The 19,581-nt window shown below is 60.1% G+C and carries 21 protein-coding genes; 13 read left to right on the top strand and 8 right to left on the bottom strand.

Going from position 1 to position 19,581, the window contains the following annotated elements; genetic code table 11:
* Positions 1-97: 97 nt before the first annotated feature.
* From NW834_RS00215 to NW834_RS00190, 6 genes are all read right to left on the bottom strand, one after another.
* The gene (locus tag NW834_RS00215; protein ID WP_414419058.1) at positions 98-1,546 is read right to left on the bottom strand and encodes an NAD(P)/FAD-dependent oxidoreductase; all 1,449 of its coding nucleotides are present in this window, start codon (positions 1,544-1,546) and stop codon (positions 98-100) included.
* Positions 1,533-2,147, bottom strand: a complete 615-nt coding sequence (locus tag NW834_RS00210) for a nucleotidyltransferase family protein (RefSeq protein ID WP_414349906.1) — start codon at positions 2,145-2,147, stop codon at positions 1,533-1,535. The genes NW834_RS00215 and NW834_RS00210 overlap by 14 nt, the downstream gene beginning before the upstream one ends.
* Positions 2,137-2,823 carry a twin-arginine translocase subunit TatC gene (gene tatC, locus NW834_RS00205; protein ID WP_414356410.1) on the bottom strand — a complete coding sequence of 229 codons (687 nt, stop codon included), beginning with the start codon at positions 2,821-2,823 and terminating at the stop codon, positions 2,137-2,139. The genes NW834_RS00210 and tatC overlap by 11 nt, the downstream gene beginning before the upstream one ends.
* A 254-nt stretch (positions 2,824-3,077) precedes the next feature.
* On the bottom strand, positions 3,078-4,283 hold the full coding sequence (locus NW834_RS00200) for an amino acid ABC transporter permease (protein ID WP_414399846.1): 1,206 nt from the start codon (positions 4,281-4,283) through the stop codon (positions 3,078-3,080).
* A gap of 3 nt (positions 4,284-4,286) precedes the next feature.
* A complete protein-coding gene (locus NW834_RS00195) occupies positions 4,287-5,459 on the bottom strand; it encodes an amino acid ABC transporter permease (RefSeq protein ID WP_414419059.1) in 1,173 nt (390 codons plus the stop codon).
* Positions 5,460-5,567: 108 nt separating this feature from the next.
* On the bottom strand, positions 5,568-6,605 hold the full coding sequence (locus tag NW834_RS00190; protein WP_414419060.1) for an amino acid ABC transporter substrate-binding protein: 1,038 nt from the start codon (positions 6,603-6,605) through the stop codon (positions 5,568-5,570).
* A 263-nt stretch (positions 6,606-6,868) separates the two neighbouring features.
* On the opposite strand from NW834_RS00190, the gene NW834_RS00185 reads away from it, so the two are divergent.
* On the top strand, positions 6,869-7,657 hold the full coding sequence (locus tag NW834_RS00185; protein WP_011432567.1) for an amino acid ABC transporter ATP-binding protein: 789 nt from the start codon (positions 6,869-6,871) through the stop codon (positions 7,655-7,657).
* Between the two features lie 8 nt (positions 7,658-7,665).
* Here the strand turns inward: NW834_RS00185 and NW834_RS00180 are convergent, their stop codons facing one another.
* On the bottom strand, positions 7,666-8,514 hold the full coding sequence (locus tag NW834_RS00180) for a class I SAM-dependent methyltransferase (protein WP_011430146.1): 849 nt from the start codon (positions 8,512-8,514) through the stop codon (positions 7,666-7,668).
* 28 nt (positions 8,515-8,542) lie between these two features.
* Here NW834_RS00180 and NW834_RS00175 point away from each other — a divergent pair, with 28 nt between their 5' ends.
* From NW834_RS00175 to NW834_RS00120, 12 genes are all read left to right on the top strand, one after another.
* Positions 8,543-8,758: a hypothetical protein gene (locus NW834_RS00175; RefSeq protein ID WP_011430147.1), complete on the top strand. Its 216-nt coding sequence runs from the start codon at positions 8,543-8,545 to the stop codon at positions 8,756-8,758.
* A gap of 141 nt (positions 8,759-8,899) precedes the next feature.
* Positions 8,900-10,315, top strand: a complete 1,416-nt coding sequence (locus tag NW834_RS00170) for an ABC transporter substrate-binding protein (RefSeq protein WP_414419061.1) — start codon at positions 8,900-8,902, stop codon at positions 10,313-10,315.
* A gap of 61 nt (positions 10,316-10,376) precedes the next feature.
* Positions 10,377-11,192 carry a tryptophan synthase subunit alpha gene (trpA, locus tag NW834_RS00165; protein ID WP_414329025.1) on the top strand — a complete coding sequence of 272 codons (816 nt, stop codon included), beginning with the start codon at positions 10,377-10,379 and terminating at the stop codon, positions 11,190-11,192.
* 392 nt (positions 11,193-11,584) lie between these two features.
* Entirely contained in the window at positions 11,585-12,106 is a 522-nt protein-coding gene (locus tag NW834_RS00160) for a phycocyanin subunit beta (protein WP_304411987.1), read from the top strand.
* Positions 12,107-12,246: 140 nt separating this feature from the next.
* Complete coding sequence (locus NW834_RS00155; RefSeq protein WP_011432574.1) at positions 12,247-12,735, top strand: phycocyanin subunit alpha; 489 nt, start codon at positions 12,247-12,249, stop codon at positions 12,733-12,735.
* 320 nt (positions 12,736-13,055) lie between these two features.
* Entirely contained in the window at positions 13,056-13,325 is a 270-nt protein-coding gene (locus NW834_RS00150; RefSeq protein WP_011432575.1) for a phycobilisome linker polypeptide, read from the top strand.
* A gap of 73 nt (positions 13,326-13,398) precedes the next feature.
* Positions 13,399-14,169 (top strand): HEAT repeat domain-containing protein, encoded by a 771-nt coding sequence (locus NW834_RS00145; RefSeq protein WP_414399851.1) that lies wholly within the window; start codon positions 13,399-13,401, stop codon positions 14,167-14,169.
* Positions 14,170-14,244: 75 nt separating this feature from the next.
* The gene (locus tag NW834_RS00140) at positions 14,245-14,886 is read left to right on the top strand and encodes a HEAT repeat domain-containing protein (RefSeq protein WP_414419063.1); all 642 of its coding nucleotides are present in this window, start codon (positions 14,245-14,247) and stop codon (positions 14,884-14,886) included.
* A gap of 58 nt (positions 14,887-14,944) precedes the next feature.
* On the top strand, positions 14,945-15,670 hold the full coding sequence (locus NW834_RS00135) for a phycobilisome rod-core linker polypeptide (protein WP_414406383.1): 726 nt from the start codon (positions 14,945-14,947) through the stop codon (positions 15,668-15,670).
* Positions 15,671-15,794: 124 nt separating this feature from the next.
* Positions 15,795-16,106, top strand: a complete 312-nt coding sequence (locus NW834_RS00130) for a DUF6825 family protein (RefSeq protein WP_414419064.1) — start codon at positions 15,795-15,797, stop codon at positions 16,104-16,106.
* Between the two features lie 29 nt (positions 16,107-16,135).
* Complete coding sequence (locus NW834_RS00125) at positions 16,136-17,839, top strand: ABC1 kinase family protein (RefSeq protein ID WP_414426181.1); 1,704 nt, start codon at positions 16,136-16,138, stop codon at positions 17,837-17,839.
* Complete coding sequence (locus NW834_RS00120) at positions 17,839-18,558, top strand: PP2C family protein-serine/threonine phosphatase (protein WP_414349919.1); 720 nt, start codon at positions 17,839-17,841, stop codon at positions 18,556-18,558. Before NW834_RS00125 ends, NW834_RS00120 begins: the two co-directional genes overlap by 1 nt.
* An 11-nt stretch (positions 18,559-18,569) precedes the next feature.
* On the opposite strand, the gene NW834_RS00115 is transcribed toward NW834_RS00120, so the two are convergent.
* Positions 18,570-19,487 carry a histone deacetylase gene (locus NW834_RS00115; protein ID WP_011432582.1) on the bottom strand — a complete coding sequence of 306 codons (918 nt, stop codon included), beginning with the start codon at positions 19,485-19,487 and terminating at the stop codon, positions 18,570-18,572.
* Positions 19,488-19,581 lie beyond the last annotated feature (94 nt).

Genomic DNA, 19,581 nt, shown 5'->3' with positions numbered 1-19,581 from the left:
CGGGAGCAACAACAAGCGATGGTTTCCACCCAACTACGACCAGACTAGGGCAGGACTTCTCCGCCGAACAGAGGGATCCCCCGCACACTTGGAGAGGCTATCCATCCGTCAACTGCCACCAAAGATACCCCAGCCGCAGGTAGTGAAGCCGTAGCCAGGGCAAAGGGAAAGAGCGGGGCGGCTGGCGAAACAGAGCGCTCATCTGGGAAGGGATCCCGGCAATCTCCTGGGCCAGCATTTTGCCCGCCCACACTGCTGTGGCCACACCGCTGCCGTGATAGGCCAAGCCGTACCACAGGCTGGGATCCGCCGGCGAAGGGCCAATATGGGGGTGAAACTGCCGAGAAAGGCAGACCAGTCCATTCCAGGCGTACTCGATCTCCACCCCTTCCCAAGCAGGGAAAAGACGATAGAGCTGTCGAGTCATCCAAGTGCGCAACTGCTGTCGCTCCGTCGGGGTATCGCGGGTGCCACCCCGTCCCCCAAACAGCAGGCGCCCATCCGGCAGCAGACGGTAATAGAACAGCAGCCGCCGCATGTCGTAGAGCGGCGTCGGATCCCACCACCCTTGCGCTTTCTGCTCCTGAGGCGTCAGAGGTCGGGTGACCAGGATGTTGGACAGTGCCGGCAGCAGGGATCCCGCCAGTTGGGGATACAGGGCCTCTGGGGTGTAGCCATTGGTGGCAATGACCAAGTGCCGAGCGCGCACCGTTCCTCCCAGCGTGTGACAGATGTGTTGGGATCCCACCTTTTCCCAGGCCGTGACCGGACTGCCGCTGTACAGCTTCGCCCCCCACCGGTGGGCCGCTTGGGCCAGTCCTTGGGTGAGCTTGAGGGGGTTGAGGCCAAACCCCACCCCGATGTGCAAAGCGCCGTGGTTCTCTTGGCTGTTGAAGCCGCGTTCCCGCAGCTCTTTGGGGTTGAGGAGCTGGGCCGGGTAGCCCGCCACCTGAGTACAGATCTGGTACTCGGCCTCCAATTCCGACCATGCCTGTGGACGATGGGCCACTGCATAGCAGCCCTGTCCCTGAGCCTCTAGGGAGAAGCCCTCGCTGGCCGCCAGCTCCTGAACGGTTTCCACTGCCTGCCATTGATCCCGGTAGTAGCGCTCTGTCTCTGCCAGGCCCACCCGCCGCACCATCTGGGTGTGGGTAAGGTGGCTCGACCCCACCCCGCAAAAGCCGCCATTGCGTCCCGAGGCCCCCCAACCCAGGGATCCCGCCTCCAGCAGACAAGCATGGATGCCGTGGTCGCGGGCCAGGTGCAAGGCCGTCGATAGCCCCGTCAATCCTCCCCCCACAATGACCACCTCCGCGCCCACCTGCGCTTGCAAAGGTGCCGGATGCCGCCAACCGGGATCTGCTATCGTGCTGTCCCAGTAGCTGCCGACCGGGCAGGCAGGATCGTAGGTGCTGGCAGGATAAAGGCCCTTTCTCATACGAGCAATGGGAAGAACATCTTGCTGGGCAACGCCGAAGTGCTCGGTACCGCTGAGGCGACCGGTCGCAGGACAAGTGCTGAAGGGGATCCCCTTACTCCTGGGCAACGCTGTCGCAACCGGCAGCAGCGGCCTCCATATCGGCAGGGGTATTGCAGTCCAGGAAGATCTCAGGAGTGTAGAGCTCCACCTCCTGTACCCGCCTGCCCAGATCCTGCAACAACCGGCGCAGGCCCAGGGTTTCTTCTCGGAGATCCAACAGCTTTTCCCGCAAGCGCCTGTCGATCAGGGTAGGGTGCCCCCGTCGCCCTCGATGCACCGGCACAGTAACCCAAGCGCGATGGCGCAGATGGTACTCCAGCAAGCTGTGGTAGATCCACGCCGGGCGGGGCTGATCCACCGCCGAAATGGCCAGCACCTGAAAATCGGCAGGGATCCCTTCCACCCCTACCCGAATGGAGTGGGTCTTGCCCAGCTCAGGAGCCGGATTGACCAGCACCTCTGCCCCTGCCAAGTGGGGTTGGGCTGCCGCCAGATGCTGGGATCCCAGCACCACCCAGGGTTGAAACCCCGCCTGTCGCCACTGAAAAATCTGGTAAGAGAGCAGGGTTTGCCCGTCTTTCCAGGGCAGAAAGGCTTTCGGCTCTCCCATCCGCGTGGAAAACCCAGCCGCCAAGATCAGCGCATGCAGCTTCGGCTCATTTGCCAAGGAGCTTCACCAGCAGAATGCCAAACAAATATAGAAACGTCACAGCCCCGGCCAAAAGGCTCTGGGTGAGGGGATCCGTCGAAGGGGTGAGAATGGCCCCCGCCACCACCGCGCCCAGAACCACGTAGCGCCAGCCCTTGAACATCTGCTCGGCAGTCACCAGCCCCAGCGCCCCCAGCAGCGCCTGCAAAATCGGCACCTGAAAGGCCAGGCCGGTGCTGAACAGCAGCAGCAGCACAAACTCGAAGTAGCGGTCGATGGACCAAGCCTGATCCACCACCCCTTCGCCGTAGCGGATGAAAAAGTTAAGCGCCGCCGGAATGAGGAGATAGTAGGCAAAGACCAAGCCGGCCACAAAGAGAAGGCTGGATCCCAGCACCACCGGCCCCAGCAGCTTGCGCTCCTTCACGCTCAGCCCCGGCAAGACGAAGCGGGCAATTTGGTAGAGCAAAAAGGGTGTGGCCAGCAATAGCCCCGAGTAGGCCGCCACCTTCACAGAAACGAAAAAATACTCCCCCGGCGCCAGTTGCAAAAAGGTAACCCCCCGAGCGGGCACCTCCAGCAGGGCGACAATGCGGTTCACCACGGCAAAGCAAGCGATGATGCAGATCACCACCGCGATCACGCTGGCCAACAGGCGGCTGCGCAGCTCTTCCAAGTGCTCCATCAAGGTCATCTCGACCTCGTAGGGAAACTCCGGATCCCGCACCCGACCAGGCTCAGGGGCCGCCGCGGCTTGCTCCGGGGACTCGGTCTCAGAGGCAAGGGTCATGGGCCAAGGTGTAACGAAACGTTCCCCGCTATCTTAGCGCTGCCCCCTCTCCAGGGAAAAGCACTTGTCGAGCCGCTATAGGGGGATGTAGCCCTGGCCTGTTAAGGGGATCCCGGGGCCTGAGCAGATGAAACTGGGAAGGGGAGCGGTTGCAATTTCTAGCGCTTGCCCAAGCCCAGCGCCTTTTCCACCTGCTGGGCGGCGTAAGCCATGGCAAAGCAGCAGATAAAGTAGATCAGGCCGATAAAAAACAGCACTTCCCGCTGGGTGCCCAGCCAGTTGGGGTTAGTGAACACCACCCGCCCCGCCTGCAGCAGGTCGATGAGGCCGACAATGAACACCAGCGACGTGTCTTTGAAGAGGGTGAGGAACTCGTTCACCAGCGCCGGAACGGCTGCCCGCAGTGCCTGGGGCAAAATCACCAGAGCCGTCACTTGAAAGGGGTTCAAGCCCAGCGCCCGTGCCGCTTCTAGCTGGCCCAGCGGGATTGACTGCAGGCCGCCCCGCACGTCCTCGGCCACGTACACGGCTGTAAACAAGATGAAGGCCACCTCCGCCCTGATGATCAGGTTGACGCTGATCCCCCCCAGAAAGAAGGGCACCAACAGCCAGGCGGCAAACAGAATGGTGGTCAGAGGCACCCCCCGCACCAGCTCGATCACCAGCGTGCAGAAGATCCGGATTACCGGCAACGCCCGATTGGCCCGGCCCAACGCCAGCAACACCCCAATGGGGAAGCCGATGATCATGGCGGCTGCCGCCAAGATCAAGGTCAGCAGCAGTCCAGACAGTTGCTCAGCCCGCACTGCCGGCCAAGGGGGGCCCAGGTCGCCCAGCAGCAGCTGCAGACAGAGGGGCAAGATCAAGGCCCAAACCCAGATGGAAGCCAGCCGCCAGGATTCCCGTCCCCGACTGAGGGCAATAGCGGCAAAAGTCGCTCCAGAGCAAACCGCCAGCCACCCCTGCGACTGGGTTCCCAAAGGCAGGAACGCGGCTAAGCCCATAGCAGCTCCCAAGAGAATGAGGTAGTGCAGCAGCACACCGCCCCAAGCCCCCCCCGCTACCCCCAAGGTGGCCAGCACAATTCCCAACACCGCCCACACCCGCCACAGTTGGCTGCTGGGGTAGGTGCCGCTGGCAAAGATTTTCAGGTTGGCCGGGATCACCTCCCAGCGGGCTTGGGTGAACGCCCAGTTCCAGAACAGGGAAATTGCCCAGGCCAACACCAAGGCAGAGACCAAGGTGAGCAAGGTGCTCAGCCAGGAGTCGAACAGGTTGCGGCGCACCCAAGCCAGAGGACTTTGTTTCTCCCTGGGGGGGAGTACCTTTTCTTCTACAAGGGGAGAGGAGAGACTGCTGGGCATGGGTTAGCGCTCCACCAATTTGACGCGGGCATTGAGCCAGTTCATGCCGTAGGAAACCACCAGGTTAAAGGTCAGGTAGGTGGCCATGAGGATGGCGAACATCTCCACCGAGCGTCCCGACTGATTGATGATGGTGCTGCTGATGTTGAACAGATCGGAAAAGCCAACGGCAATGGCCAAGCTGGAGTTTTTGATCAGGGTGAGATACTGAGTGTTCAACGAGGGGATCATGATCCGCAGGGCCTGGGGCACAATCACCAAGCGAAAGGTTTCCAGCTCCGACAGGCCGACGGCCCGGGCCGCCTCCCACTGCCCCCGCGGCACCGCCAAAAAGGATCCCCGCACCACTTCGGCAATGTAGCAGCCGGTGTAGGTCACCAAGCCCAGCATCATGGCGGTAAACTCCGCCGAAAGCTGGATCCCACCCCGGAAGTTAAAGCGCTCCAGTACCGGGACATCCAGCCGCACCGGCGGCTCCGGGAAGATCACCCAACAGGCCACCGCCAGCAGCGCCACCCCCGCAGCCACCCACAGGTTCCGCTGCCGGGATCCCAGCTCGGGTCGGCAGACTAGGAGCAGCTTGCGGATCCCCCACCCAGCCGCGATTACAATGGCCAGCGCGGGAACCAGCCAGCCGCTGGGATCCAACCCGGGCAGCTTCACTCCCCGCTGGTTGATAAAGACAAGCCCGCCGATGGAGAGACTGTTGCGCACCCCCGGCAGGGTGAGGATCACCCCCTGGTACCAGAAGATCACGATCAGCAGCACCGGGACATTGCGAAAGATCTCGGTAACAACGGTGGCCAGCTGGCGGGCCAGCCAGTTGCTGGAGAGGCGAGCCATCCCCAGGACAAAGCCCATCGCCGTCGCCAACACAATGCTGACTGCCGACAGCCAGAGGGTGTTCACCGCTCCCACCACCAGCGCCTTCAGGTAGCTCTCGGAAGGGTCGTAGGGGATAAGCCCTTCGGTGATGCCGAAGTTGGCAGAGTTGCCCAGAAAGCGAAAGCCCAAGCTGATGCCCAGGCGACGCAGGCTGGCGAGGAGGTTCTGAGCAAGGATCCCGAACACCAGCAGCACGGCCACGACAAAGGCCACCTGCAGCAAGAGCTTCAGGATACGCTCATCCCGCCACCAGGGGGGGCGAAGGTGGGGCTGGTCAGACAGTGCAGTCATGGGGCGCAGGCAACAATCCAAAGTATGACAGGAAACAAGGGATCCCTGGCCGGTACTGACCAACCGGGATCCCTGTCCCAGGGGGGGCGACAGCTCCCGGATTTGCGATTAGCGGAAAGGCGGCGCGTACTGGATCCCGCCTTTGGTGTAGGGCTGGTTCAAGCCCCGCGGCACGCCCAAGGGGGTCAGGTGGCGGTTGAAGATCTCGCCGTAGTTGCCCACCGCCTTGATGACATTGACCACCCAATCCGGCTTCAGGCCCAGCAGCTCTCCCAGGTTGCCTTCCTGGCCCAAGAAGCGGCGAATGTCGGGATCCTCGGACTTGAGGAACTCGTCCACATTGGCGCTGGTGATCCCCTTTTCTTCTGCATAGAAGAGGGCGTAGACCGTCCAGTTCATAATGTCGGAGAAACTCTCATCTCCGTGGGGAACCAGCGGCCCCAAGGGCTCTTTGGAAATGATCTCCGGCAAGATCACGTGGTCGTCGGGAGAAGCCAAGCTGGCCCGGCGGGAGATGAGGGCGCTTTGGTCGCTGGTGATGGCATCGCAACGGCCCTCTTCGTAGGCGTTGAAAGAGGAATCATCGCCGTCGAAGGTTACTGGCGTAAAGGCAATGCCACGGGCGCGGAAGGTATCCGCCAAGTTCAGCTCGGTGGTGGTGCCGGCAATCACACAGATGGTGGCCCCGTTCAGGTCTTCCAGCTTTTCCACCCCCAGCGACTTCCGCACCATAAATCCTTGGCCGTCGTAGTAGGTGGTGGGGCCGAAGGTCACCGCCCACTCGCGATCCCGGGTGAGGGTCCAGGTGGTGTTGCGGCTAATCATATCGACCTCGCCCGACTGAATCGCAGACTGGCGATTGGCCGCCGTCAGGTAGACGTATCGAACCTTGTCCGGATCTCCAAAGAGAGCGGCAGCTACCGCCCGGCAGATGTCGATATCAAAACCCACATACTTGCCTTGGTCATCCAGGTTGCCGAATCCGGGCAGTTGGTTGTTTACCCCACAGATCAACTCGCCCCGAGCCTTGATGCGGTCGGTGAGCGGCCCCAGCTGCGCCCAAGCGGGAAGGGACTGCAGGCCCATAGACAACGCCAGTGCCCCGGCCAAGGGAGCCAATCCGTTCAAATGCTTTATCCAGTTCATAAAATTACCCCATGTCAATCCTCAAGATCTTCGTCGTCAACAGTCGTTCATACACGGCACTTCAACCGAGATACCGTGCCATCGGGTTACACTCCTGCCACACCCCACACCCCATAGAATGGTTTGCCATAGGCGCCTACGATTTTCTCAAAGCCTTACATGTCAGGGCGTATGGAAATGTTGCAGAGGCTACGGTTGTGGCTCGGCCAGTTCTGCCATGGTACCCATGCCTGCTTTGGTGAAACTTAGGGAGTCACCCACCCATGCAAGGATCCCCGCACATAAGGTCTTCACTCTCTCCGCAAAGTGCAGCCAGCGCTGACATTATCCAATGCGAAGATGTTCACAAATGGTACGGCGATTTCCACGTCCTCAAGGGCATTACCACCCGCATCCGCCGCGGAGAGGTGGTGGTGGTCTGTGGGCCTTCAGGTTCGGGCAAGTCAACGTTTATTCGCACGTTGAACCGCTTAGAAGAACACCAGAGAGGGCGCATTGTGGTAGATGGCATTGAGCTAACCAGCGACCTGCGCAACATCGATGCCATTCGCCGCGAGGTGGGCATGGTTTTTCAACAGTTCAACCTGTTTCCCCATCTCACGGTTTTGCAAAATGTAACCCTTGGCCCAATCCACGTGAAAAAGATGAAAAAAAGTGAGGCGATAGAGCGGGCTATGGAACTGCTAAGCCGCGTGGGGATCGCCGAGCAAGCAGAAAAATACCCGGGGCAACTTTCGGGGGGGCAGCAGCAGCGGGTGGCGATTGCCCGCGCCTTGGCCATGAATCCGGCGGTGATGCTCTTCGATGAGCCCACCTCGGCCTTGGATCCAGAGATGATCAAGGAGGTGCTGGACGTGATGCGGGAGTTGGCCCGCTCGGGGATGACCATGGTGTGTGTAACCCACGAGATGGGCTTTGCCCGCGAGGTGGCGGATCGGATTATCTTCTTCGACCGCGGCAAGATCGTGGAGGAAAACACCCCCCAAGAGTTTTTCAGCAATCCGAAAGAAGAGCGCTCCCGCCTGTTTTTATCCCAGATCCTTTCCCACTAGCGAGTCCTTCAGAAGGGGGTGAGGCGTGCCAGAAAAGCCCCCTCCGGCTCTTGATAGACAATCTGCCCCTGCCAGCCGTTGGCGTGGGCACACTGCAGCAGGGTTTCCGGATCTACAAATAGCCAGGGAAAGGGATCCCCCCGCTGGCCGTTGTACTCGGCTACAAAGTTCACTACCTTGGCTTTTGCCTCGCTCCCTTCCTGCCAATCTTCTGAGCCACCTGCTTCGAGGTGGGCAGGAGCGGCCAGCTTGCCAGAGGGATCTTCCAAGTTTTCTAAACGCCCTCCCTCTTCTGCCGGCAGATTCCGCAGATCTGCGAGGTCGCTGGCATCGCTCAAATCGGTGGAATCCAGGAGCAACTGGCCAGTGGGCTGAACCCAGTGGCGAGCCAGGCGCAAAAAACGCTCCAAGCCCGACAGGGATCCCGCCAAGCCGACGCCGTTCATCAGCAGGAGTAGGGTATCGAAGGGCTCTCCTGGCCCCGCCCAGTGGAAAAGATCGGCGGCAATGCGGCAACACACCCCCCGCTCTGCCATAATCTGCAAAGCCACAGGGGAGCGATCCAAGGCAGCCACGGCCAATCCTTCCTCCTGCAGCAGCAGGCTGTGGCGGCCCGTGCCGGCGCCGATGTCCAGCACCCGACCGCGGCATAGATCCAAAGCCATGGCCTCCACCTCCGGCAGCTCCTGGGTGAAGAACACCTCTGGGGAGACCACCTGGGGCTCTTCCGCCAACGGGATCCCCTCCAGGCCGTAGGCATGCAAGAGCAGGGATCCCTTGGCCTCTCCTCGGTGCCAGTCCCATAGGGCTTGCTCTAAGGGATCCTGAAGTGGGTAATTCTCGACAGCCTTTATCATGGAAGGGGAAAGCTAAACCATTGACCCGATGGCCATCGTCGCCTTTCTTTACGGTGCCGCTATCGTCCTTTTGCTGATTGCAGCAGTGGTTTGGGCAACATCTCGGCAGTTCAATGTGGAGACCGAGACGCAGATCGGCACCTCGCCAGAAGAGCCCTCCGAGACCTCATCCGTTCCCATTTCCATTGTGGAGCAGCTAGAGCGCCAATACCGCAACAGCCCTTCCTACCGTCCCGATCCGTGACATACTCCCGCACTCATGCTGATGCATAGTCGGAGATCCTTAGAGATCCTTGGAAAGATGACTTTTGAGGATTCCTGAGGATACAAGCAGTGTCTTTGCTGGCCAAAAGCTAGCGTTTTCTCTCTCTATAACATGAGATATATGGTTGCCAAGTCTCCACCACCCATTGTCTACATTGCCTTGGGGCTATTGCTACTCTGGGGCGGTCATCGCGCTTGGCAGGCGGGCTATGTTCGCTGGCCGGAAGGCATTTCTCTACCGCCAGTATCGCTGCCAGGGTTGGGGGGTGGAGCACAAGATCTGCTCCTGACCAGCGGCGAGCGCACCTTGTTTGCCGATAGCAGTCCCGCTGCCGTTGCCGCTGCAGAGCTGTTGCGCCAAGGTAACCTCAGCGCAGCCATCCCGGTGTTGGAGATGGGGCTGCAAAGCAACCGCAACGACCCGGAAGCTCGCATTTTCTTGAACAATGCCCGTGCCCAGCAGCAGGGCAGTCCCTTGAGCCTGGCGGTGGTGGTGCCCATCTCCAGCAACCCCAACCGCGCCAAAGAGACCCTGCGCGGGGTGGCGCAAGCTCAGGAGGAGCTTTTCCAACAGGGGGGAATCGGAGGACGGCTGCTGCGGGTAGTGATTGCCGACGATGGCGATAACCCTGAGCGAGCAGCAGCGGTGGCCAAAGCCCTGGTGGCGCAGCCTGAGATCTTGGGGGTGATTGGCCATAACACCAGCGATGCCACCCTGGCTGCAGCCGAGGTTTATCAGCCTGCCGGCTTGGCCATGATCTCCTCCACCTCCACCAGCACCCGCATCAGCATGCTGGGGGATGCCATTTTTCGCACCGTGCCCTCCGATCAAGTGGCCGGCACGCAACTGGCCCGTTATGCTCTCAACACGTTGCGGTTGCAAAGGGTGGCCATCTTCTACAACCCCAACAGCGCCTACAGCTCCAGCTTGCGCGATGCCTTTGCCTCCACCCTGACCAGCGAAGGGGGCATCGTGCTGGCGGAGTTCGACTTATCGGCGTCGGACTTCAACCCCCAGGCCAGCCTGCAAAGGGCCGTCGGCCAAGGAGCCCAGGTAGCTTTTTTAGCTCCCACGGCTTCCGTAGCCGAAAAAGCGCTGGCCGTAGCCCGCGAGAACGCTGTAGCTGGTAAGCCCCTTGCTCTTCTGGGCGGCGATGTGCTCTTCAGCCTCGCCACGTTGCAAGACGGGGGAGCAGCGGTAGAAGGCTTGGTGGTGGCGGTACCCTGGCATCCTCAGGTGCCTCGCAACCGCGAGTTTGCCCAGAAGGCAGCCCAGCTCTGGGGAGGGCAGGTGAGCTGGCGCACCGCTCTGGCCTACGACGCCACCCGGGTTTTCTTGCAAGCTTTCAGCCAAGGAGCCACCAGCCGCAACGCTGTGCTGGCCCGTTTGCAGGATCCCAACTTCCTCCTCCAGGACGGCGCTTCCGGAGAAGTGCGCTTCTTGCCCTCCGGCGACCGCAACGCTCCCAACGTGCTGGTGCGGGTTGAGCCCGGCAACCGCTCCGGTACCGGCTACGATTTTGTGCCTCTCCCCTAGGGATCCCGGCAGACGCTACAGTGGGGGATGCTCTCAATCTCCTCAGAATCGAATGGATCCCATGCCCACTCGGATCACAGCCTGCTTTCAGGCGCTGCGCAGCCGTGGTGAAAAAGCCCTCATCCCCTACCTCACCGCTGGGGATCCCAACTTGGAAACCACCTTTGAGGCTTTGCAGGTTCTGGATCAGAGCGGCGCCGATCTTATCGAGCTGGGGGTACCCTACTCGGATCCCTTGGCGGATGGGCCGGTGATCCAAGCAGCAGCCACCCGCGCCCTCAGTCGGGGAGTCACTTTGGGCGCCATTCTACAAGGCTTGCGCTGTCTCTCGCTGCAGGCCCCCCTGATCCTGTTCACCTACTACAACCCCATCCACCAGCTCGGCATCCCCAACTTTCTGCATCAACTGCGGCAGGCCGGCTGTGCCGGCTTGGTCGTCCCCGATCTGCCTCTGGAAGAGGCGGGATCCCTGCGACAAGCAGCCCAGGCCGAAGAGATCGACCTCATCCTGCTGGTGGCCCCCACCAGCCCCCCGGAGCGCATGCGCCGCATTGCCCAGCAGTCCAGTGGCTTTGTCTACTTGGTCAGCACCACCGGCGTTACCGGCGAACGGGCCACCCTGGAAAAGCGGATCCCGGCTTTGCTGCAGCAACTGCGCCAACAAACCCCCCTGCCGATTGGGGTGGGCTTCGGCATCTCCACTCCCGACCAGGCCCGCCAGATCGCTCTCTGGGGAGCAGATGCGGCGATTGTGGGCAGCGCATTTGTGCAACGGCTGGCGAAAGCCCCCACGCCTGAAGAGGGACTGCAGCAAATAGCCCACTTTTGTCGAGCCCTCAAAGCGGCTCTGCAAGAGGTGACCCCTCCAGAGTGTTAACTTCTGTTCAGGAAGGTGCCCACTCAGACTGCTTCCATCTCAAAACAAATGTTTACATTTTGTGAGCCAGCCCGCAGACCCATTTCCCCCCTGCTGCGCCCCATAGTCCAGGGATCCCAGGCTAAGCAGACATTTTGGTATCGATGGGTTTGTAAATCTTCACAAAACACTCATCCCTCCCGCGATATAAAATTAGGCTGGATGCTCGGCTGTCTGAAAGTCGCAGAGGTTCTTGACCTATCTAAAAATTGGGGGGTTCGGTGGGGGGTCTGCTGCCACGGAATCCTTGATTTTTGGGGGTCAAAGAGGATCCCGCAAAAAAGCTTGGGATTCGGCTTTTGGGAGGTTCAGCCAGTCGCTCACCACTTTTTGGAAAGACCAGAAGGAGATCCATCATGCAAGATGCTTTTACCCGGGTGATCGCTCAGGCAGATGCACGCGGTGCCTTTTTAAGTGACCAAGACTTTGACCGTTTGGCGGCTTTGGTGGCAGAGGGCAACAAGCGCCTAGATGCTGTCAACCGCATGACCAGCAATGCCGCCCAAATCGTAACCAATGCAGCTCGCTCTTTGTTTGCTCAAGAGCCAGATCTGATCGCTCCCGGCGGCAATGCCTACACCAACCGCCGCATGGCCGCCTGCCTACGGGACATGGAGATCATCTTGCGCTACATCACCTATGCCACTTTGGCCGGGGATAGCTCTGTGCTGGAAGATCGCTGCCTGAACGGCCTGCGGGAAACCTACATTGCTCTGGGGGTGCCCACCACTTCTGTGGCCAACGGCATTGCTGCCATGAAGAAAGAAGCGCTGGCCAAGATCATGGATCCGAAAGGCATCACCCCTGGCGACTGCTCGGCGCTGCAAAGCGAAGTGGCCAGCTACTTCGATAAGGCTGCTGCCGCCATCGTTTGAGCTTTGGGTCGAAGCTGGCTTAGTCGTCCCTTTTTAGATCGGTTAGATCCCTTCATTTCTGATAGGCAGGTGGAGATCCAGTCCGCCTTTCCTACAGAATGTTCGTTAACAACACAATTGATGAATTTAGGAGTTGCAAGGTGAAAACCGTCATCACTGAAGCGATTGCTGCCGCTGACAATCAAGGGCGTTTTCTGAATGCCAGCGAGCTGCAGGCCGTGAATGGTCGTTACCAGCGTGCTGCTGCTTCTCTGGAAGCGGCCCGTGTCCTAACCAACAATCAGCAAACCCTGGTGCGGGAAGCGGTGCAGGAAGTGTTCAAGAGGTTCCCTTACTTGACCCAGCCGGGTGAAATGGGCCACGGCGATGTGTTTCAGGCCAAGTGTGCCCGCGACATCGGCTACTACCTCCGCTTCATCACCTATTCCCTGGTTGCGGGTGGCACCGGCCCCCTCGATGAATACTTGGTAGCCGGGCTGCGGGAAGTGAACCGCTCCTTTAACCTCTCTCCGAGCTGGTACATCGTGGCTCTGCAGTACATGAAGAGCCGCGCTCTGGGCATGCTGAGCGGTCAAGCGGCCAACGAAGCTGCCATCTACTTCGATTACGCCATCAACGCCCTCAGCTAAGGGATCCCAGGGCAAAGATCCCCGCTTGTTGGGAGGGGACGATCTCTTTCTTCGTCTTCCAAGTGTGTATCTCTCCAGAGCAGGCGGCGGCTCCAGAGAGGTCTATTCCACCTGTTTCTAGGTTGGCTTAGCGCTTCGGCTCCCTTTGAGCCAGTTGGGTTAGTCGCCTGCTCTCTAGTCTGGGGGAGTTAACCTCTGGGTTCTAGACATTGCCTGGTGGCAACGCGGCTGGCCCGCGAAAGTAGCCGGTACAGCTTATCCGGCGCTTGGTTGCCCCTGACAGTCCTCTAAACGAAATCTGATAATAATTGGGGAAAGCGATGTTTGGTCAAAGCACCACCAGCCCTGAAGCCCTGACAGAAGCCGGCAGCCGGGTTTACCGAGTTGAGTACACCGGTCTGCTCAACCCGCCCGATGCTCTGGCCACCTCTGCCAAAGTTCGCCGCAGCACCCTGAGCACCACCGTTCCCTACAGTCGGTTGTCTGCCGAGATGCAGCGCATTCTGCGGATGGGTGGCAAAATCGTGCAGGTCACTGCCTTGTCGGGAGCCAATGCCTCTCCCGCTCAGGGCAACGGCGCTGCTGAGTGAGGGAGGCCCGACGGCCGACTGAAGTTACCGGCAAGGTTGCCCAGGTGTCATGAACAGCTCTGCAACGGTTCGTATGGCATCCAACACGGCGGTGCTGCCGCAGCAGCTCACTTGGGAGCAGGCGATAGCCCGGCTGCAGGGGGATGACTTGCAAGATCGCTACTATGCTGCCTGGTACCTGGGCACAGTTCGGGATCCAAGGGGGGTAGAGCCGCTGCTTTTGGCGTTGCAGGATGAGCGGGATCGCACTGCCTTGGGGGGCTATCCTCTGCGCCGCAATGCCGCTAAGGCCCTGGGGCAAATTGGGGATGCGCGGGCCGTGCCCGGTTTGATCGAGGCGCTCACTTGTACCGACTTTCATGTGCGGGAAGAGGCTGCCTATGCCTTGGCTCAATTGGGGGACAAGCGAGCGGTGGATCCCTTGCTGGCACTGTTGCAGTCCCGCGAGCAGGAGCAGCCCTGGGAAGCCCTTATCGAGGCCTTGGGTCAGCTTCAGGCCACCGAGGCTGAGGCAGCGATCCGGCCCTTTTTGAACCATCCCTCTGAGCGGGTGCGTTCGGCAGCGGCTTGGGTGCTCTACCGCTTTACGCAAGCCGAGGAGCTGACCCAAATCCTAGTGGCGCTCCTGGCCCACTCCAACTCCAGCTTGCGACAGGCCGCTTTGTTCGACCTGGCCGAATCGGGATGGGTGGCGGGGGCACCGCTGTTGGCAACAGCCGACGTAGCGCTCAACCTGCGCATCAATGCTCTGAAGCGGCTGTTCGATGTGGCGCTTCAGTTGGGGCGGGTACCGCCGGCTCAGGTGGCGGCAGCGATCCTTCCGCAACTGGAGAGGCTCTTTTAGGATTTTGGGGCGCTCAGTGCCTTTGATTTAGATCATTTCAGATGCTTCAACTGTACCTTTGACTATTCGTTGCCTATGTCCTCCGCCTCGGCTGCTCAAGCGTTTCCCATTGCTGTGGCTCAACTGGCAGCAGAATTGGAGCAGGCCACGTCGCCTGAGGACTTGCTGCGGGTGGTGAGGGCGCTGGGCGCTTTAGGCCAAGTGGAAGGGATCCCCATCTTAATTCGCGCCTTTGGGTTCAATCGCCCTGCAGTGGGGGAAGCCGCCCTGGAGGAAGTGCTGCGCTTTGGGGAGGCGGCGGTGCAGCCCTTGCTGAGCCATATTGACGGTTTCGATTACGGGGCGCGGGCCTATTCGGTGCGGGCTTTGGCTCGCATTGGCCATGGGGATGCCTACCCCTTTTTGGCAGAAGCCATTGTGGCGGACTTTGCCCCCAGTGTACGGCGGGCGGCGACCCGCGGGCTGGGACGGGTGGCTGCCAAGCGGCCCTTGCCCGATCAAGAGCGAGCCTTGCACCTGTTGCGGCAATGCCTTGCCGATGCCGATTGGGGAGTCCGCTATGCCGCCGTCGGATCCCTGACGGACTTGGCTCTCCAGGGTGAACAGTCCCTGCGACCCTCAGTCGAGGCTGCGCTCCAGATGGCCCTGGAAGATGCCGATCCTCTGATCCCTCTCCGCGCCCAGATGAGCCGGCAGGAATTGGCTGCCGAGCCTTAGCTTCCCTGCCCCACTGTGTTTTTCTTAAGTTTTTCTCGTTTTTTTAGGAGCACCATCTATGTCCCTTCCGTTGCTTGCCGATCGCCCCACCACCCAAAATGAACGGGTGCCTCGCTACTTTGTGCCCAGCGACGAAACCCCGCCCGTCTACCGTCCTGACGACCCGACAGGTATCGACAACATCATTCGCGCTGCCTATCGCCAGATCTTCAGCGAGCATCTGATGCTGGAGAGTTATCGGCAAAAAGCTCTGGAGTCCCAATTGCGCAACGGGGCAATCTCGGTCAAAGAGTTTGTGCGCGGCCTGGGCAAGTCGGAGGTGTACCGGGATCTGGTCATGGTTCCCAACGACAACTACCGCTTCATCGAGGTCACCTTCCAGCGCTTTTTGGGTCGGCCCACCTACAGCCAACAGGAGCGCATCAAGTACTCCATCATCGTTGCCACCAAGGGGCTAGATGGCTTCATCGACGCTGTGGTGGATAGCGAAGAGTACAATGCCGCCTTTGGGGACGATGTGGTGCCTTACCAACGCCGTCGCCTGTCGGAAAAGCCCGCCAACCTGGTAACCCCCCGCTATGGAGCTCGTTGGCGCGATGTCTCCGGCGTGAAGCGCTCGACGCGGGAAGTGGTGCGCACCTATCGTCTCACCCGTCCTCCCAAACCCGGGGATCCAGAAAACTTCCTCAACATGGCCCGCATGCTCAATCCCAAGCCGGCTGCACGGCAAAACATCAGCGTCTTCGATCTGAAGATCCCTGACATGACCACCAACCGCCGCTAGGACTGGACGAACTCCCCAATCCGCCGGGCCGATCGATCCGCTGCTGTTCGGGTGGGTCGGCTCGCCGCTGTGTTTGAGCAGGATTCGTTATAATCTGGGTGATGCTTCTTAACACTTGGGTCGCATGAAGAATCCGGTTGTGCAGGCTTTTTTTGTCGGCAAGGCTGTGGCAGACGTTCTGCGCGAGCGTTTGGAAAGCACCCTCACCGATATTGCCGGGGAAGTGGGCAAGGTGTGGGCCGAGCTGCAGGAGGGCTGGCAAACCTTTGCCCAGGATGTCATGACCCGGGCTGAGGCAGAAGCATCCATGGCCGCCCAGGAAAGGGTGCCGCTGCCTTTCCAGACAGAAGATTTGCAGGCAACTCTGGACGACTTGCGGGCGGAAGTGGCGCAGCTGCGCTCCGAGTTGCAGAAGTACCGGAGTCGAAACGCTTGAACGCGAGCCTTTTGGGATCCCGGACTTCTTTGGGATCACAACCCGTCAAGCCCTATACCGCCTACCGCTGGGCCCGGGAGAACTATACTCGCCAGGGCCGCATGCTGGACATTTGGCGATTTGTGCTCACCTGGCTGTTTTACCTTTGGCTGGATCAGCAGGCTTGGAGCTATGGGGGACAACCCACGCCCGAGCGAAAGGCCCAGCGCCGCCGGACCAGAGCCATTTGGATCCGCGAAACGCTGCTTAACTTAGGCCCTACTTTTATTAAAGTGGGGCAGTTTTTCTCCACCCGCGCCGATCTCTTCCCCTCGGAATATGTCGAGGAGCTCTCCAAGCTGCAGGATCGGGTGCCTGCTTTCAGCTACGAACAGGTGGCGGCAATTGTGCAGCAGGAGCTGGGCAGGCCGATAACCCAAATCTACAGCTACTTTGATCCCACCCCTTTGGCCGCTGCCAGCTTGGGGCAGGTGCATCGCGCCAAGCTCAAAACCGGGGAAGAGGTGGTGGTGAAGGTGCAGCGTCCGGGGCTGACCCGGCTGTTCACCATCGATTTGGAGATCTGCCGTGGGATTGCCGAGTTCTTTCAGTATCGCACCTCTTGGGGCGGGCCGGGCCGCGACTGGATCGGCATCTACGAAGAGTGTCGGCGCACCCTCTGGGAAGAGGTGGATTACCTCAATGAGGGCCGCAATGCCGATACCTTCCGTCGCAACTTTCGGGATATGCCGCAAATTGCTGTTCCCAAAGTGTATTGGCGTTACACCTCTCCTCGCCTGTTGACATTGGAATACCTGCCGGGGATCAAAATCAGCGATTACGAAGCCCTGAGCGCGGCGGGGCTGGATCGCAAGGTTTTGGCTCGTCTGGGGGCAGAGGCTTATCTGCGGCAACTGCTCAAGGATGGTTTTTTTCACGCCGATCCCCACCCCGGCAACATTGCCGTGAAGCCCGATGGCACGCTGATCTTCTACGACTTCGGCATGATGGGCCGCCTGCCCTCCGATGTGAAAGAAAAGCTGATGGGCACGCTGGCAGGTGTGGTCTCCAAAAATGCCGATCGGGTGGTGGCCTCGCTGGTGGAACTGGGGGTGCTGGTGCCCACCGCCGATCTGGCTCCGGTGCGCCGCTCGGTGCAGTACATGCTGGATCACTTTATGGACAAACCCTTTTCCAGCAACTCGGGAGAAATCTCGGTGGCGGCCATCAGCGAAGACCTCTACGAGCTGGCCTACGATCAGCCGTTTCGTTTTCCGGCTACCTTCACCTTTGTGATGCGGGCCCTGACCACGCTGGAGGGATTGGGGAAAGGGTTGGATCCGGAGTTCGACTTTATGGAGGTGGCCAAACCCTTTGCGGAAGAGCTGATGAGTTTAAACGGAAGCAAGACTGAGACCCTCTTGGCCCAGGTTGGCCGTCAAGCGGCTGAGTTCACCAGCAGCAGCCTCAGCTTGCCGCGCCGGATCGAATTGACCTTGAGCAAGATAGAACAAGGGGAGCTACGCCTGCGGGTGCGATCCAGCGAGACGGAGCGCTTGCTGCGCAAGCTGAACAACACCGGGCTGGGAGTCATTTACGGGGTGTTGTTTGCGGCCTTTTTTTTGAGCGCAACTCAGCTCTTTTTGGCCGGACATGCTACCTTAACGGTTATCACTTTGGTTTTGGCTGCCCTCGCTGCTCTTGCTTTAATCAGAGTACTCTTAAGGTTGAATCGGTCAGAGCGATTGATGTGATGCGACGATATGCCTGCGCTACGGATCCCGGCAAGATCCGCAGCAGCAATCAAGATGCCTGCTACTGCGATCCAGAGGGGCGCTATTTTATTGTTGCCGATGGTATGGGAGGACATGCTGCCGGGGCTACAGCCAGCCTGTTGGCTGTCGAGACCATCCGAGAATATCTGGATCGAGGCTGGAAAAACGTGCCGGCACCCCGGTTGCTCAGCGAAGCCGTAGAAGCAGCCAACAGTGCCATCCTCAAGGATCAGCGGGAAAATCCAGAGCGGGCAGACATGGGCACTACGGTGGTGGTGGCCATGGTGGATCCCAATGACAACTGCTGGAGCGCTCACATCGGTGATTCTCGCCTCTATCGCCTACGGGGATCCGAAATGCAGCAAATGACCGAGGATCACACCTTAGTGGCTCGCTCCATTCGACTGGGGGAGCTGACCTATGAGCAGGCCCGGATTCACCCTTGGCGACATATTCTCGAGCGCTGCCTGGGCCGACCCGATGCGGGTCCACCTTCTGTGCAGCCGATTACAGTTTACCCAGGGGATCGCCTGTTGTTGTGTAGCGACGGCCTAACTGAGGAGCTGGACGACGAAGTGATCATCGAGTATTGCCTGCAGGTGGAAGATTTGGAGCAACTTCCCCTAAAGCTCATCGAGGCGGCCAAAGAGCGGGGCGGGCGAGACAACATCACAGTAGTGATTGCCGAATACGCCTAGTTTGCGCCCGGCTAAAGACGGTATTGGCGGTACACTTCGCTGGCAGCCCGGTGCAGCAGGGAGTGGCGATACACGAGGCGGTTGAGGTCTTTGCCGTAGCCGCCGCCGATGACGCAGGCGACAGGATAGCCCTGCTTTAGACAAGTGTTCAGCACTTGCATGTCCCGCCGAAACAGGCCCTGGTCGCTAAGGGCCAGCTTGCCCAAGAGGTCTTCTTCGTGGGGATCCACACCGGCATCGTAGAGCACCAGGTCAGGGCGCACCTGAGCCAACAGATCGGGCAAGTGGTCGGCCAAAGTCTGGAGATAGGCTTCATCTTCCATGCCTACCGGCAGGGGCACGTCCAGGTCGCTCTGTTGTTTGGTGGCGGGGAAGTTGGCCTCGCAGTGCATGGAAAAGGTGAACACCCGCGGCTCGGAGCGAAAGATCCAAGCAGTGCCATCTCCTTGATGGACATCCAGATCCACGATCAAGAGCCTTTGCACCAGCCCTTGCTGCAGCAGGACTTGGGCGGCAATGGCCAGGTCGTTGAAGATACAAAAGCCGGAGCCGTAGGCAGGGAAGGCATGGTGGGTGCCGCCGGCGGTGTTGCAGGCCAGGCCGTGGCGCAGGGCCAATTGGGCGGTCAAGACGGTACCCCCCACCGCTCGACAGGTGCGCTGCACCAGCTCCGGGCTCCAGGGCAGGCCGATGCGCCGCTGCAGCTTGGCCTCCAGGGATCCCTCACAGTAGGCCCTGACGTACTCAGGGGTATGTACCGACTCAATCCAGGCGAGAGGGGGCAGCTCAGGGTGGTGCACTTGTTGGGGGCGGATCACCCCTTCCCGCAGCAGCAGCTCTTGCAAGAGGCGAAATTTCGGCATGGGAAAGCGATGGCCCGGCGGCAGGGGGGCACTGTAGTCGGGGTGGTAAACAATTGGCAAAGACATCAAGGGCAACTGGATTGACGGCGGCGAGCATGGCCTATGACGGCTCCAGTGCTTATGGTAGAGGTAGCCCGCTCCTGCCGGATCCCTTCGAGAC

This window comes from Synechococcus sp. R60.1 (assembly GCF_047461835.1).
In the GTDB taxonomy this organism is placed as follows: domain Bacteria; phylum Cyanobacteriota; class Cyanobacteriia; order Thermostichales; family Thermostichaceae; genus Thermostichus.
The sequence above is the reverse complement of the archived record's forward strand: the minus strand, read 5'-3'. Positions and strand labels throughout refer to the sequence as shown.